Annotated in this window: 12 protein-coding genes, 1 pseudogene and 1 riboswitch; of the genes and pseudogenes, 6 read left to right on the forward strand and 7 right to left on the reverse strand. The window is 73.6% G+C overall.

Annotation, left to right across the window (positions count from 1 at the left end):
* Positions 1-206 precede the first annotated feature (206 nt).
* Positions 207-1,679 (reverse strand): SDR family NAD(P)-dependent oxidoreductase, encoded by a 1,473-nt coding sequence (locus K6I34_RS17870; RefSeq protein WP_229327269.1) that lies wholly within the window; start codon positions 1,677-1,679, stop codon positions 207-209.
* Between the two features lie 365 nt (positions 1,680-2,044).
* Between K6I34_RS17870 and K6I34_RS17875 the strand changes: the two genes are divergently transcribed.
* Positions 2,045-2,359 carry a chaplin gene (locus tag K6I34_RS17875; protein ID WP_229327270.1) on the forward strand — a complete coding sequence of 105 codons (315 nt, stop codon included), beginning with the start codon at positions 2,045-2,047 and terminating at the stop codon, positions 2,357-2,359.
* 84 nt (positions 2,360-2,443) lie between these two features.
* Here the strand turns inward: K6I34_RS17875 and K6I34_RS17880 are convergent, their stop codons facing one another.
* Entirely contained in the window at positions 2,444-2,662 is a 219-nt protein-coding gene (locus tag K6I34_RS17880; RefSeq protein WP_229327271.1) for a hypothetical protein, read from the reverse strand.
* 136 nt (positions 2,663-2,798) lie between these two features.
* Positions 2,799-3,608 (reverse strand): SigB/SigF/SigG family RNA polymerase sigma factor, encoded by an 810-nt coding sequence (locus K6I34_RS17885; protein ID WP_229327280.1) that lies wholly within the window; start codon positions 3,606-3,608, stop codon positions 2,799-2,801.
* A 184-nt stretch (positions 3,609-3,792) separates the two neighbouring features.
* Between K6I34_RS17885 and K6I34_RS17890 the strand changes: the two genes are divergently transcribed.
* Positions 3,793-6,168: a phosphoketolase gene (locus tag K6I34_RS17890; protein ID WP_229327272.1), complete on the forward strand. Its 2,376-nt coding sequence runs from the start codon at positions 3,793-3,795 to the stop codon at positions 6,166-6,168.
* Between the two features lie 156 nt (positions 6,169-6,324).
* Here the strand turns inward: K6I34_RS17890 and K6I34_RS17895 are convergent, their stop codons facing one another.
* Positions 6,325-7,458: a cobalt-precorrin-5B (C(1))-methyltransferase gene (locus tag K6I34_RS17895; RefSeq protein ID WP_229327273.1), complete on the reverse strand. Its 1,134-nt coding sequence runs from the start codon at positions 7,456-7,458 to the stop codon at positions 6,325-6,327.
* 56 nt (positions 7,459-7,514) lie between these two features.
* Here K6I34_RS17895 and K6I34_RS17900 point away from each other — a divergent pair, with 56 nt between their 5' ends.
* The 3 genes from K6I34_RS17900 to K6I34_RS17910 all read left to right on the forward strand — a co-directional run bounded on the left by K6I34_RS17900 (position 7,515) and on the right by K6I34_RS17910 (position 8,972).
* Complete coding sequence (locus tag K6I34_RS17900) at positions 7,515-8,279, forward strand: cobalt-precorrin-6A reductase (RefSeq protein WP_229327274.1); 765 nt, start codon at positions 7,515-7,517, stop codon at positions 8,277-8,279.
* A 71-nt stretch (positions 8,280-8,350) separates the two neighbouring features.
* Positions 8,351-8,710, forward strand: coding sequence for a hypothetical protein (locus tag K6I34_RS17905; protein WP_229327275.1), 360 nt, complete (start codon positions 8,351-8,353; stop codon positions 8,708-8,710).
* Positions 8,703-8,972: a hypothetical protein gene (locus K6I34_RS17910; RefSeq protein ID WP_229327276.1), complete on the forward strand. Its 270-nt coding sequence runs from the start codon at positions 8,703-8,705 to the stop codon at positions 8,970-8,972. The genes K6I34_RS17905 and K6I34_RS17910 overlap by 8 nt, the downstream gene beginning before the upstream one ends.
* A 6-nt stretch (positions 8,973-8,978) precedes the next feature.
* On the opposite strand, the gene K6I34_RS17915 is transcribed toward K6I34_RS17910, so the two are convergent.
* The 3 genes from K6I34_RS17915 to K6I34_RS17925 all read right to left on the reverse strand — a co-directional run bounded on the left by K6I34_RS17915 (position 8,979) and on the right by K6I34_RS17925 (position 12,580).
* Positions 8,979-10,487 (reverse strand): precorrin-2 C(20)-methyltransferase, encoded by a 1,509-nt coding sequence (locus K6I34_RS17915; protein WP_229327277.1) that lies wholly within the window; start codon positions 10,485-10,487, stop codon positions 8,979-8,981.
* Complete coding sequence (locus K6I34_RS17920; protein ID WP_229327278.1) at positions 10,484-11,110, reverse strand: precorrin-8X methylmutase; 627 nt, start codon at positions 11,108-11,110, stop codon at positions 10,484-10,486. The genes K6I34_RS17915 and K6I34_RS17920 overlap by 4 nt, the downstream gene beginning before the upstream one ends.
* A 96-nt stretch (positions 11,111-11,206) precedes the next feature.
* Entirely contained in the window at positions 11,207-12,580 is a 1,374-nt protein-coding gene (locus K6I34_RS17925; RefSeq protein ID WP_229327279.1) for a cobalamin biosynthesis protein CobG, read from the reverse strand.
* Between the two features lie 124 nt (positions 12,581-12,704).
* Positions 12,705-12,854, forward strand: a riboswitch (cobalamin riboswitch).
* 92 nt (positions 12,855-12,946) lie between these two features.
* Between K6I34_RS17925 and K6I34_RS17930 the strand changes: the two are divergent.
* Positions 12,947-13,317 (forward strand): annotated as a pseudogene (locus tag K6I34_RS17930) (cobaltochelatase subunit CobN); the annotation flags it as partial.

Raw genomic sequence — 13,317 nt, forward strand, 5'->3', positions numbered from 1 at the left:
GGATGTCTCCGTCGATCCGTCGGCGCCGTTGGAGTATGCGGCGCTGCGTCCGCGTGTGCGGCGGTGAGGGGCGCCCCGCTTCTGTGACCGGGGGCTTCGCCCCCGGAGCCCCCGAGCCTACTGGGGTGCCTCGTGAGGTCCGTCGGCGGCTGCGGGTCCGTTGTGGCTGGTCGCGCAGTTCCCCGCGCCCCTGACGGGGCGCCCTCTTACCAGTTGCCCTTCGCGTAGTCCTTGAGGAAGCAGCCGTACAGGTCCTCGCCCTCCTCGCCGCGCACGATCGGGTCGTACACCCGCGCCGCGCCGTCGACGAGGTCGAGCGGGGCGTGGAAGCCCGCGGCGGCCATCCGCACCTTGTCGGGGTGGGGGCGTTCGTCCGTGATCCAGCCGGTGTCGACGGCGGTCATCAGGATGCCGTCGGACTCGAACATCTCCTGCGCGCTGGTGCGCGTGAGCATGTTGAGCGCCGCCTTGGCCATGTTGGTGTGCGGGTGCCCCGCGCCCTTGTAGCCGCGGCTGAAGACGCCCTCCATCGCGGAGACGTTCACCACGTACTTGCGGCGCGCCGGGGACGCGGCCATCACCGGGCGCAGCCTGCTGATGAGGATGAACGGCGCGGTCGAGTTGCACAGCTGCACTTCGAGCAGCTCGACCGGGTCGACCTCGGAGACGGTCTGGATCCAGCTGTTGGTGTCGATCAGGTCCGGGACGAGACCGCCCGCGTCGATGGCGGTGCCCGCCTCGATCCGGGCGAGCGAGGCGGAGCCGCCGACCAGCGCCAGGTCGGTGACGTCCTGCGCGGTCAGCCCCTCGCCGCGGGCGGCGGGCAGTGCGGCGACGGCGTCCACCGTGCCGCTGCCGAACGCGCCGATGATCTCGGCCGACGGCAGCTCGCCCGCGGGCAGCGGCGCGGACTCGGCGGTGACCAGCTCGCTGTACGCCTGCGGGGAGCGGCGCACGGTCTGGGCCGCGTTGTTGATCAGGATGTCCAGCGGGCCCGCGGCGGCGACCGAGTCGGCGAGCGCCACGACCTGGCCCGGGTCGCGCAGGTCGATGCCCACGATCTTCAGCCGGTGGATCCACTCGTCGCTGTCGGGCATGGCCTTGAAGCGGCGGATCGCGTCGTTGGGGAAGCGCGTGGTGATGGTGGTGTGCGCGCCGTCGCGCAGCAGGCGCAGCGCGATGTACATGCCGATCTTCGCGCGGCCGCCGGTGAGCAGCGCGCGGCGGCCCGTCAGATCGGTGCGGGCGTCGCGGCGGGCCCGGTTGAAGGCGGCGCACTCACGGCACAGCTGGTGGTAGAAGGCGTCGACCTCGACGTAGCGGGACTTGCAGGTGTAGCAGGAGCGCGGCCGCTCCAGGATGCCCGCGATCTCGCCGAGCGCGGTGGAGCTGGGCAGGATGCCCTGCGTCTCGTCGTCGATGCGGTCGGCGGAGCCGGTGGCCGTGGCCTCGGTGACGGCCTTGTCGTTGGCGGTCTTCGCGGCCCGGCGCTCCTGGCGGCGGCGCTGCTTGACCATCCGGTAGATGCCGGCGGTGGCGCGGCGCACCCGGACCGCGTCCGGGTGGTCGACCGGCAGCTCGTCGAGCTCCTCGAGCACGCTCAGGCAGATCGCCATGCGCTCCGGGTCGATGCCCGACTGGTGGACCGCAGCGTCGCGGTTTTCTTCTGTGACCGTCATCGGCGCTGTCGTTTCCCAGTTCGTCTGATCTATATGAAGCCTCGAAGAACTGTACGTAGCCGAGGGCGATCACGCCAAACCCGCGCAGGCCGGGGCAGGGGCGCCGCCACGGTGCGCCATCGCGTCAACGCGCTGGGTGACTTTCCCCCCGTCGCGGCCGCCCGGCCCTCTTCGCCGCAATTCCGGGAATTGTCGGTGCGGCCAGGCTATTTCGTATTCAAGGGCGACTCGGAAAGCATCGGGCATCCCATATGAATTATTGAGCTTTCCGGGTTAACTATGGTGTTCGGTGCCGATATTTGGCGAATCCCACTGGATTCTCCGGCAACAATTGCCGCACAACACCCATACGAAAGGTTTAGCCAATGTCGCGTATCGCCAAGGCCGCCGCCCTGACACTCGCAGCCGGTGCCGTGCTGACCGGTGCCGCGGGGGTCGCTTCCGCAAATTCCGACGCGGACGGCGTGGCCGTAGGCTCCCCCGGCATCCTCTCCGGTGATGTCATCCAGGTGCCGATCCAGGTCCCGATCAACCTGTGCGGCAACACGATCGACATCGTCGGCCTGCTGAACCCCACCTTCGGCAACACCTGCATCAACTCGGACGTGGAGCGGCACGAGCACTTCGAGCACGGTCACCACCACGGCGGCGAGCACCACCACGGTGAGCACGGCTGGTAGTCCGGCTGCAGGTCAGTCAGGTGGGTCGACTGCCCGGAGCCGCCTGAGCCGGCTCCGCGCGACCCGCGCCGGAGAGGGCCACAGTCAGCCGCCGGAGTCCTCGCCAGCGCGTTCGTGGCGCCCATCACGGTCACCGTGGTGGGCGCCACCCCCATGTGCGGCCGGGGGCACCCCGTCCACTCCGTCCGCCCCGTCCTCGGTGGCGCCGCTCTCGCCGCCCCGCGGCCGCTGGGCGCCGGGCAGGTCCGGGACCTCGACGATCGGCGGCAGGTCGGGGGTCAGGTGGGTGTGTCCGGACATCATGGTCGTGCGCCTCCTGCCGTTCGGGAAACCGGTCGGGAAACCGTCGGGAAACCGACCGGGAATCCCCTCGGGAAATCCGCTCGGGAAACTCGGAGCTGCCGCATTCCCCGGAGTACGGGGGAGCGGAGCGCCGGGCTCAGCCCGGCGCGGGGCTGCGGCCGGGCGGTCCCTGGCCGAGGAGCTCCCGTCGGAGCCGCGCGCAGGTGCGGCTGAGGATGCGGGAGATCTGCATCTGCGAGACGCCCAGCCGGGCGCCGATCTGCTTCTGGGTGAGATTGCCGAAGAAGCGCCAGTACAGCACGTACTTCTCGCGTTCCGGCAGCGCCTTCAGGAGCGGGGTGAGCGCCTGCCGGTCGACCACGAGGTCCAGCGCGAGGTCCGCGCAGCCGAGCGTCTCGGCCAGCGGCAGGTCGTCGGCGCCCAGGACCGGGTGGTCCAGCGACAGGGTGTGGTGCACCCCCTCGGCGGCGAGGCCCCGGCGGACCTCCTCCTCCGTCAGGCCGCTCGCCGCCGCCAGCTCCGCCGGGGTCGGCGGGTCGGCGGCACCCCGGTGCCCGAGCGCCGACTGCGCCGAGCGCACCGCCGTACGCAGCTCCTGGTCCCGGCGCGGGATGTGCACGGACCACGCGTGGTCCCGGATGTGCCGCTTGAGCTCGCCGGTGATGGTGGGGACGGCGAAGGTCTCGAAGGCGTGGCCGAGCCGCGGGTCGTACCGGTCGACGGCGTTCACCAGCCCCAGGGCCGCCACCTGACGCAGGTCCGCGAGGCTCTCGCCGCTGGTGCGGAAGCGCAGGCTGATCCGTTCTGCCATGGGCAGCCACGCGGCGATCACGTCCTGCCGCAGCCGGTCGCGCTCCGCGCCGCCGGGGAGGGCCGCCAGGAGCGCGAACGCCTCTGCCGTGTCGGGCGCGTCACGGACGCGCCGCCGTTGCCTTGTCCCGTCCATCGTCACGGTTCGTCCCCTCGCTGACGCGTGGAGCCGCGCTGCCTCGCGGTCCCCTCAGGATCACTCGGCTCCGGTGTTTGTGCGACTCGGAGCACCTGGGGGTGTGCGGAGGGTGACAAGTGTCCTGGGGTGCCCCGGCGAGCCGGGTCGTTTCACGGGCGTATTGCCGGGTACCCCGCGGGCCATGCCACAGGAGCCCCAGGAAATCGACGACGCCGACGTGGCGGCCCTCGACGCCCACTGGCGGGCGGCCAACTACCTGACCGTCGGACAGATCTATCTGCTGAGCAACCCGCTGCTCACCGTTCCCCTGGAACCCGAGCACATCAAGCCGCGCCTGCTCGGCCACTGGGGCACCTCACCCGGGCTCAGCCTGGTCCACGCCCACCTCGACCGTGTCGTCGCCGCACGCGACCTGGACGCCGTGTGCGTCTGGGGCCCCGGCCACGGCGGCCCCGCCGTGCTCGCCAACTCCTGGCTGGACGGCAGCTACTCCGAGATCTACCCGGACGTGCCCCGGGACGCGGAGGGCATGGAGCGGCTGTTCCGGCAGTTCTCCTTCCCCGGCGGGGTGCCCAGCCATGTCGCCCCGGAGACCCCGGGCTCCCTCCACGAGGGCGGCGAGCTCGGCTACGCCCTCGCCCACGCGTACGGCGCCGTCCTGGACAACCCCGGCCTGCTCGCCGTCTGCGTCATCGGCGACGGCGAGGCGGAGACGGGCCCGCTCGCCGCGTCCTGGCACGCGAACAAGTTCCTCGACCCCGTCCACGACGGCGCCGTCCTGCCCGTCCTCCACCTCAACGGCTACAAGATCGCCAACCCGACGGTCCTCGCCCGCCTCCCCGAGGAGGAGCTCGACCGGCTGCTGCGCGGCTACGGCCACGAGCCCCTGTACGTCTCCGGCGACGACCCGCCGCCGGTGCACCGCGCGCTGGCCGCCGCCTTCGACCGCGCCCTCGACCACATCGCCACCGCCCAGCGCGTGGCCCGCGAGGACGGCATCACCGACCGGCCGCACTGGCCGCTGATCGTCCTCCGCACGCCCAAGGGCTGGACCGGCCCCGCCGAGGTCGACGGACTCCCGGTCGAGGGCACCTGGCGCGCCCACCAGGTCCCGCTGGCCGGGGTCCGTGACAACCCCGAGCACCTGCGGCTGCTGGAACGCTGGCTGCGCTCGTACCGTCCGGAAGAGCTCTTCGACGCGGACGGGCACCCGCTGCCGGTGGTCCTCCGGCTCGTACCGGAGGGCGCACGGCGCCTCGGCGCCAACCCGCACGCCAACGGCGGCCTGCTCACCCGCGCCCTGCCCCTGCCGCCGCTGGAGCACTACGCCGTCCCCGTGGACCGGCCGGGCACGGCCCTGCACGAGCCCACCCGCGTGCTCGGCGGCCTCCTCGCGCAGATCATGGCCGACACCGCCGAGCGCAGGGACTTCCGGCTGGTCGGCCCCGACGAGACCGCCTCCAACCGGCTGGACGACGTCTACACCGCGACCGGCAAGGCCTGGCAGGAACAGACCCTGCCCACCGACGAACACCTCGCCCACGACGGCAGAGTGATGGAAGTCCTCTCCGAACACCTCTGCCAGGGCTGGCTGGAGGGCTACACCCTCACCGGCAGACACGGGCTGTTCTCCTGCTACGAGGCATTCGTCCACATCGTGGACTCCATGGTCAACCAGCACGTCAAATGGCTCAGGACCGCCCGCACCCTGCCCTGGCGCCGCCCCGTTCCCTCCCTCAACTACCTGCTCACCTCGCACGTCTGGCGCCAGGATCACAACGGCTTCTCCCACCAGGACCCCGGCTTCGTCGACCACGTGCTCAACAAGTCACCGGAGGTCGTCCGCGTCTACCTGCCGCCGGACGCCAACACGCTGCTGTGCGTGGCCGACCACGTGCTGCGCAGCCGCGACCACGTCAACGTGGTGGTCGCGGGCAAGCAGCCCTGCTTCGACTGGCTCTCCCTGGACGAGGCCCGCGCCCACTGCGCGCGCGGCGCCGGTGCCTGGCCGTGGGCGGGCACGGAGACCGGCGAGGGACCGCCCGACGTCGTCCTCGCCTGCGCGGGCGACGTCCCCGCCCAGGAGGTGCTGGCCGCCGCCGACCTGCTCCGCCACCACCTGCCCGAGCTGGCCGTACGGGTCGTCAACGTCGTCGACATGACCTGCCTGCTGCCGCGCGAGGAGCACCCGCACGGCATGCCCGACGCCGAGTACGACGCCCTGTTCACCACCGACAGACCGGTCGTCTTCGCCTACCACGGCTATCCCTGGCTGATCCACCGCCTCACGTACCGCCGCACCGGCCACGCGCACCTGCATGTGCGCGGCTACAAGGAGATGGGCACCACGACCACCCCCTTCGACATGGTCGTCAGCAACGACCTCGACCGCTTCCGCCTCGTCATGGACGTCGTCGACCGCGTCCCCGGCCTCGGCGTGCGCGCGGTGGCGGTCCGCCAGGCGATGGCGGACGCCCGCACCCGGCACCACGCGTGGATCCGCGAACACGGCGTGGACCTGCCGGAGGTGGCGAACTGGCGCTGGTCGGGGAACTGATGGGGCTTCGCCCCGGGCCCGCGCTGTTTCCGTGCGGGTGTGTGGTCCTGCGCCCACCGGGGCGGATCGTGCGCTTCGTTCGCGTCTGCGGGCCGGTGAGGGCTGGTCGCGCAGTTCCCCGCGCCCCTTACGGGGCGCAGCGCCGTCGTACGGCGCTCATCCGCGCGGGCCCTTCGGACCGGCCTGGCCCACGATGGTGCCCGCGCGGTCGATGCAGATGACGTCCACGGCCACGGGCGCGCCACGCAGGACGGCGAGGGCCTCGTCGCGGGCCGTGGCGGCGACGAGGTCGCCGAGGGGGACGCCGCGCGCCGCGCACTGCTGGAGCGCGTCGAGGCCCGTGTTCGCGGCGGCGACCGAGGCGGTCAGACGGGGGTCCGCGCCGCCGCGGCGGGCCAGCTCCGCGAGGAAGTCCTTGTTCACCTGGGAGCGCGCCGAGTGCAGATCGAGGTGGCCCGCCGCGAGCTTGGACAGCTTCGCGAAGCCGCCCGCTATCGTCAGCCGGTCCACCGGGTGGCGGCGCAGGTACTTCAGCACCGCGCCCGCGAAGTCGCCCATGTCCAGCAGGGCGTCCTCCGGCAGCCCGTGCACGGCCACCGCGACCTTCTCCGACGTCGACCCCGTGCAGCCCGCCACATGCGTACGGCCCGCCGCGCGCGCCACGTCCACGCCGCGCCGGATGCTGTCGATCCAGGCGGAGCAGGAGTACGGCACGACGATGCCCGTGGTGCCCAGGATGGACAGGCCGCCCAGGATGCCCAGGCGCGGATTCCAGGTGGAGCGGGCGATCTCCTCGCCGTGGTCCACCGAGAGCTCGACCTCCACGTCGCCCGAGCCGCCGTGCCGGGCCGCCACCTCGGCGACGTGATCGCGCATCAGCTGCCGGGGCACGGGGTTCACCGCGGGCTCGCCCACGGGCACCGGCAGCCCCGGCCGGGTCACCGTCCCCACGCCCGGACCCGCCCGGAACACCACGCCCGAGCCCGGCGGCAGCACCCGCACCGTCGACCGGATCAGCGCGCCGTGCGTCACGTCGGGATCGTCCCCCGCGTCCTTGACGATCCCGGCCATCGCCCGGCCGCCGGCCAGCTCCTCGGCGGCCAGCGCGAACGCGGGCGTCTGTCCCTTGGGCAGCGTGATCGTCACCGGATCGGGGAACTCCCCGGTGAGCAGCGCCGTGTACGCCGCCGTCGTCGCGGCCGTCGCGCAGGCGCCCGTCGTCCAGCCGTGCCGCAGCCCGGTGTGCGCGAGCTGCGCGGAACGCCCGCCGGTCACCTTGCCGTCAGCCATGCCGGCCCCCGGCCTTAGGCTGGGCCGACCGGGCACCGACGGAAAGGCACCACGTCATGAGCGGCGCCGCGCGCCACGTCCTGATCCTCGGCGGCACGACCGAGGCCCGCCGCCTCGCGGCCGAACTCGCCGCCGACCCGTCCCTGCGGGTCACCAGCTCCCTCGCGGGGCGCGTCGCCGCGCCGCGGCTGCCCGTGGGAGAGGTACGCGTCGGAGGGTTCGGGGGGCCCGGCGGCCTGGCCCGCTGGCTGCGCGAGCAGCAGGTGGACGCGCTCATCGACGCCACCCATCCTTTCGCCGGAACGATCAGTTTCAACGCGGCGGAGGCGGCCACGGACGCCCGCGTCCCGCTCCTCGCCCTGCGCCGCCCCGGATGGACCGCGGGCCCGGGGGACCGCTGGACGTCCGTCGCGTCGCTGGACGAGGCAGCACGGGCACTGCCCGCGCTGGGGGAGCGGGTGTTCCTGACCACGGGCCGCATGGGACTGGCCGCCTTCGCGCACCTCGAGGATATGTGGTTCCTCGTACGCTCCGTGGACGCCCCCGAACCGCCGATGCCGTCCCGGATGGAGACCGTCCTGGAGCGGGGCCCGTTCACCGTGGACGGTGAACGGGAACTGCTGCGGCGGCACCGGATCGACGTCCTGGTGACGAAGGACTCGGGCGGGGAGGCGACGGCCGCGAAGCTGGTCGCCGCGCGCGAGGCGTCCGTCCCGGTCGTGGTGGTGCGGCGGCCGGCTGTGCCGACGGGGGTGCCGGAGGTGGCCGATGCAGAGGGGGCGGCAGCGTGGGTCCGGCGCACCCTCGGCCGACATGCGTGATCGGCTGTTTCTCTCCGCCACCGGGGTCCGAGCCGGTACGGTGCGAAGAACACCGGACGGACGGAGGAGCAGTGACCGCACAGCACGCCGAGGAGCCGGCCGAGATCATCCCGCGGCCCGGGATGACGTTTCCCGAGCTACGGGCAGCGCTCGCCCGTGTCGCTCCTTCCCGCCTCGCCGAGTTCCAGGCGGATCGTGACACGGCGTTCACAGCGGCCACCCGACACGCCTCGTTCAACCCGATCCGGGTGTTCCAGATCAAGTGGGCGACGGAGATCGAGATCGAGCGGCGCCCCGCCCTGGCCGCGCGTTACCGTGTGGCCCTGGACCGGGCGAACGCCCTCGACCGTGACGACTCCGGATGGCGCGAGGCCATGGACGAATGTCTGGCCGTCCACAACGACGCACGAACCGCGGTGACCGGTGGCTGACGCCTGGTCCTGGGAGTACGACCCCGACCCGGCATATGTCATCGGCGGCATCGACGACCTGGCCTTCGTCGCCATGGTCGAGGAACGTGCCGACGAACTCGTCCGCGCCGCCGCGGCCCTCTACCTCGACGGGGCGAAGTACACAGGTCCTTCGCCCCGTATGCAGGAGGAGACCGTCGACGCATCGGGCATGTTCGTGTACCAGGTCATCCCACGCCACCAGCGCGTCTACATCCGGCAGGTCACCTTCCTCGGACTGTGAGGCCGGTCATGCCTCCGGGTACCTTCTCGGCGTCCAGACGACCTCTTCGCCGTTCCCCGCGCCCCGCCGGACCGCACGCGTCTGGGACGAGCCCACCAGCAGGATCGTCCGCATGTCGACCTCCGCCGGATCGAGGTCGCCGAGCCGGACGATGCGGACGCTCTCCTCGGGCCCGCCCACGTCGCGGCCCAGGACCACCGGCGTGTCCGGGGTCCGGTGTTCCAGGAGGAGTTCGCGGGCCTTGCCGACCTGCCAGACGCGGCTGCGGGAGCCCGGGTTGTAGAGGGCCAGCACCAGGTCGGCCGCGGCCGCGGCGCGCAGCCGCTCCGCGATGACCTCCCACGGCTTGAGCCGGTCCGACAGCGAGATCACCGCGTAGTCGTGGCCGAGCGGCGCCCCCGCGCGGGAGGCCGCCGCGTGGGCGGCCGTCATCCCGGGCAGGACCCGCACCGGCACCTCGCGGTACGGGTCCTGCGAGGCGACCTCCAGCACCGCCGTCGCCATCGCGAAGACCCCGGGGTCACCGGAGGAGACGACCGCGACCCGCCGCCCCTGCCTGGCCAGGTCCAGCGCGAACTCGGCGCGCTCGGACTCGACCTTGTTGTCGGAAGGGTGCCGGCGCTGGCCGGGCCGGACCGGCACCCGGTCGATGTAGGTGCTGTAGCCGACGAGATCCTGCGCCGCCGCCAGCTCGCCCCGGGCCTCCGGCGTCAGCCACAGCGGGCCGGCGGGGCCGAGCCCCACCACCACGACCTCGCCCCGCTTCTCGGCCGCCGGTACGGCATCGACGCGGCTCGGCAGCACCGCCACCGAGAAGTACGGCACCGACTCCGGGTCCACCTCCGCCAGCCGCTCCGTACGCTGCCCGGCCATCGTGGCGCGCTCCACGTACCGCGCGTCCGCCAGCCGCCCGGAGCGCTCCAGCGCGCCGCGCACCGTCGGGAACGTCCGTCCGAGCTTCATCACCACGGCCGAGTCGGTGGACGCCAGACGGGCCGTCAGCTCCTCCTCGGGCAGGGTGCCCGGCAGGATCGTCAGCACCTCCTCGCCCTCCACCAGCGGGGTGCCGAGCGCGGCGGCGGCCGCGCTCACCGACGTGACGCCGGGCACCACCTCGGTGGGGTAGCGGTCGGCGAGCCGCTTGTGCATGTGCATGTAGGAGCTGTAGAAGAGCGGGTCGCCCTCGGCGAGCACCGCGACGCTGCGCCCGGCGTCCAGGTGCGCGGCGAGCCGCGCCGCCGCCTCCTCGTAGAACTCCTCCATCGCGCCCCGGTAGCCCCCGGGGTGGTCCGTGGTCTCCACCGTGACGGGGTAGACCAGCCGCTCCTCGATGTGGTCGGGGCGCAGGTGGCGTTCGGCTATGGAGCGCGCGATGCTGCGGCCGTGCCGGGCGCTGTGGTAGGCGACGACGTCGGCCGCCGCGATGCACTCGACGGCCCGCAGGGTCATCAGGGACGGGTCGCCGGGGCCGAGCCCCACTCCGTAGAGCCGTCCCGTGGTCTTCTGCTCGCTCACTCTTCCTCGCTCGCCATCGCGTTGATCGCGGCCGCGGCCATGGCACTGCCGCCGCGCCTGCCCCGCACCACCAGGTACTCCAGCCCCAGCGGGCTGGCGGCCAGCGCCTCCTTGGACTCGGCGGCACCGATGAAGCCCACGGGGATGCCGATGACGGCGGCCGGGCGCGGTGCTCCCTCGGCGACCATCTCCAGGAGCCGGAAGAGGGCCGTCGGCGCGTTGCCGACCGCCACCACCGCGCCGTCCAGCTTGTCGCGCCACAGCTCCAGCGCGGCCGCGCTGCGCGTGGTGCCCATGCGGCGCGCGAGCTCCGGCACGGCCGGGTCGGCGAGCGTGCACAGCACCTCGTTGTCCGCGGGCAGCCGCTTGCGGGTGACGCCGCTCGCCACCATGTTGGCGTCGCACAGGATCGGCGCGCCCGCGAGCAGCGCCTCCCGCGCCCGCGCCACGACCCGCGGGCTGTAGGCGAGGTCCTGGACGAGATCGACCATCCCGCAGGCGTGGATCATGCGTACCGCGACCCGGCCGACGTCCGGCGGCAGCCCGCCGAGGTCCGCCTCGGCGCGGATGGTGGCAAAGGACTGACGGTAGATGGCCGCGCCGTCCTTCTCGTACTCGAACACTCTGCCTCGCTCGTCGCTGTTGCTATTGCTGTCGCTGTGGGGTGGTTCCGTGGGCGGTGGCGTCGTGCCATGCCACCGCCCGTCGTCTGTGGGGGCTCAGGGGGTGAGGGTCGCTGTCGACCGGGCGGCCGCCACCGCTCCGGGCAGCAGGTCCAGGTCCGCCCTCCGTACCCTTTCCGGCCCGGTGCCGTCCGATGCGGCCTCCCGTACGGCGACTTCGTAGCCGTCGGGCGTCGCCAGGACGTCGACCCAGGCGTCACCGCCCGGGTGCCCGCACCGGCGTTCGCACCCGGACCAGTACACGGGCAGGCCCGCGGCCGCCTCCGGGGACATGAGGCAGGCCGCCGCGTCCGCGCGGACGTCCGCGTGCGACTTGGCGCACCCGGGCCGTCCCGCGCAGGCCCCGGCCCGGTGCCAGGCGGAGCCGGGGGAGGTGACGAATCCCTCGTCCTCCAGCCAGGACAGCAGCTCCGGCCCGTCCTCGGCGGGGAAACCGGGGACGACGAGGCCCCGCCACGGCGTCACCCGGATCTCACCGTCGGCCCCTTGCTTCGCGGACATCCGGACGACCCTCCGCCACTGCGCGACGGTGAGCCGCCCCAAGGGGGCCGTCACCGACAGGGCGCAGCGCCCGTCCGGGCCGTACACCACGCCCGGTTCGGCCGGACGGCCGAGGGGGAGGTACGGGCGGGGGCGCGGGACGGAGGCGATGCCCGCGTCCGCGAGCCGTACCGCGCGCCCGTCCGCGGTGGGGCGCAGCGCGGGCGGCAGGTCCCGTACGCGCCAGGCCGCCCCGCCGCTCGCGCGGACCGCGGCCAGGAACTCCGCCGCCGCCAGCGCGGCGGCGCGCGGCGCGTCCGCGGCGGCGATCCGCAGGCCGGGACCGGCGGCGCCGAAGCACAGGTCCGCCTGCCCGGGGCCGCTTGCGATCAATGTCACATCGGGACGCAGGGCCACGATGTCGCCCCGGCCGTCGTCCAGCCCGAAGAGGAACCGGCCGGAGAGCGCGGTCAGATCGGCGGGAGCGCCGTCCGCGTCGTCGGCGCAGAGCAGCCCGTCCAGTTCACGGGTCCACGCCTGGACGTCGACCGGGACGGCGGCGTCCGCGCCGGGCCCGGAAACGGAATCCAGGCCGCACAGCGGTGACGCCGCCACGTTGCGGATGCGGTCGTGCCGCTCCGACGGCAGCAGCCCGCGCCGGCGCAGCCGCTGCGCGACGGCGTCGCCGCAGCCGGCGTCGAGGCCGCGCAGCTGCACGTTGCCACGCGAGGTCAGGTCCAGGTGACCGTCGCCGAACCGCTCCGCCAACCGGCCGAGCGCGGCGGCCTGTTCGGCCGTCAGCAGCCCGCCGGGGAGCCGGACGCGGGCCAGCGCCCCGTCGTCCGCCGCGTGCAGCCGCAGCGCGCCGGGGCACCGGTCGCCGTGGGTACGGCCGGGGGGTTCGGGGGGTCCTGACTCACGACGCGGCATGGCGGCGAGCATACCGACGGCTGCTGGGAACGCACCGGCCCCGCCCTCGCCCACGGCTCCCGCCGGACCCGCGTTCGGCCCGGTCAGGGGCACGGTCCCCCCTCGGCAGCCGCGCCGCGGATCGCTACTATGGCCCTTCGGCGGGCCCGTACCGCCAGACGCCAGAGACGGCGCCAGGGGAGGAAGCCCGGTGAGATTCCGGCACGGTCCCGCCACTGTGAGCCCGGCAGCCATGCCGCGCGAGTCAGGAACTCCCGCCGTCTTCCCACCGCCCGGGGCGCGGACCCCGAGGAAGGCTTGCCGCTGCATGCGCACGTTCCGGCTCCGCGCACCCCGGGCGCACCTCGACGCCCTGGGGAGCGCCGCGTGATCCTTCTCCTGTCGACCTCCGACACCGACCTGCTCAGCGCCCGCGCGGCTGCCGCCGACGGGGGCCCGGTCCCGTACCGGCTCGCCAACCCCGCACGACTCGCGCTCGACGACCTCCCCGCCCTGCTGGACGGCACCGACCTCGTCGTCGTCCGGCTGCTCGGCGGCATCCGCGCCTGGCAGGAGGGGCTCGATCTGCTGCTCGCCGGGGACCGGCCCGTCGTCGTCCTCACCGGCGAACAGGCCCCCGACGCCCAGCTGATGGAGGCGTCCACGGTGCCCGTCGGCATCGCGGCCGAGGCCCACGCCTACCTCGCCCACGGCGGCCCCGCCAACCTCGGCCAGCTCGCCCGCTTCCTCTCCGACAC

This window comes from Streptomyces sp. UNOC14_S4 (assembly GCF_020740835.1).
Classification (GTDB): domain Bacteria; phylum Actinomycetota; class Actinomycetes; order Streptomycetales; family Streptomycetaceae; genus Streptomyces.

What these genes read in the sequence shown, in the direction of transcription:
- K6I34_RS17870 (WP_229327269.1), bottom strand. Translation starts at nt 1,679, where the DNA reads ATGACGGTCACAGAAGAAAACCGCGACGCTGCGGTCCACCAGTCGGGC.
- K6I34_RS17875 (WP_229327270.1), top strand. Translation starts at nt 2,045, where the DNA reads ATGTCGCGTATCGCCAAGGCCGCCGCCCTGACACTCGCAGCCGGTGCC.
- K6I34_RS17880 (WP_229327271.1), bottom strand. Translation starts at nt 2,662, where the DNA reads ATGATGTCCGGACACACCCACCTGACCCCCGACCTGCCGCCGATCGTC.
- K6I34_RS17885 (WP_229327280.1), bottom strand. Translation starts at nt 3,608, where the DNA reads ATGGACGGGACAAGGCAACGGCGGCGCGTCCGTGACGCGCCCGACACG.
- K6I34_RS17890 (WP_229327272.1), top strand. Translation starts at nt 3,793, where the DNA reads ATGCCACAGGAGCCCCAGGAAATCGACGACGCCGACGTGGCGGCCCTC.
- K6I34_RS17895 (WP_229327273.1), bottom strand. Translation starts at nt 7,458, where the DNA reads ATGGCTGACGGCAAGGTGACCGGCGGGCGTTCCGCGCAGCTCGCGCAC.
- K6I34_RS17900 (WP_229327274.1), top strand. Translation starts at nt 7,515, where the DNA reads ATGAGCGGCGCCGCGCGCCACGTCCTGATCCTCGGCGGCACGACCGAG.
- K6I34_RS17925 (WP_229327279.1), bottom strand. Translation starts at nt 12,580, where the DNA reads ATGCCGCGTCGTGAGTCAGGACCCCCCGAACCCCCCGGCCGTACCCAC.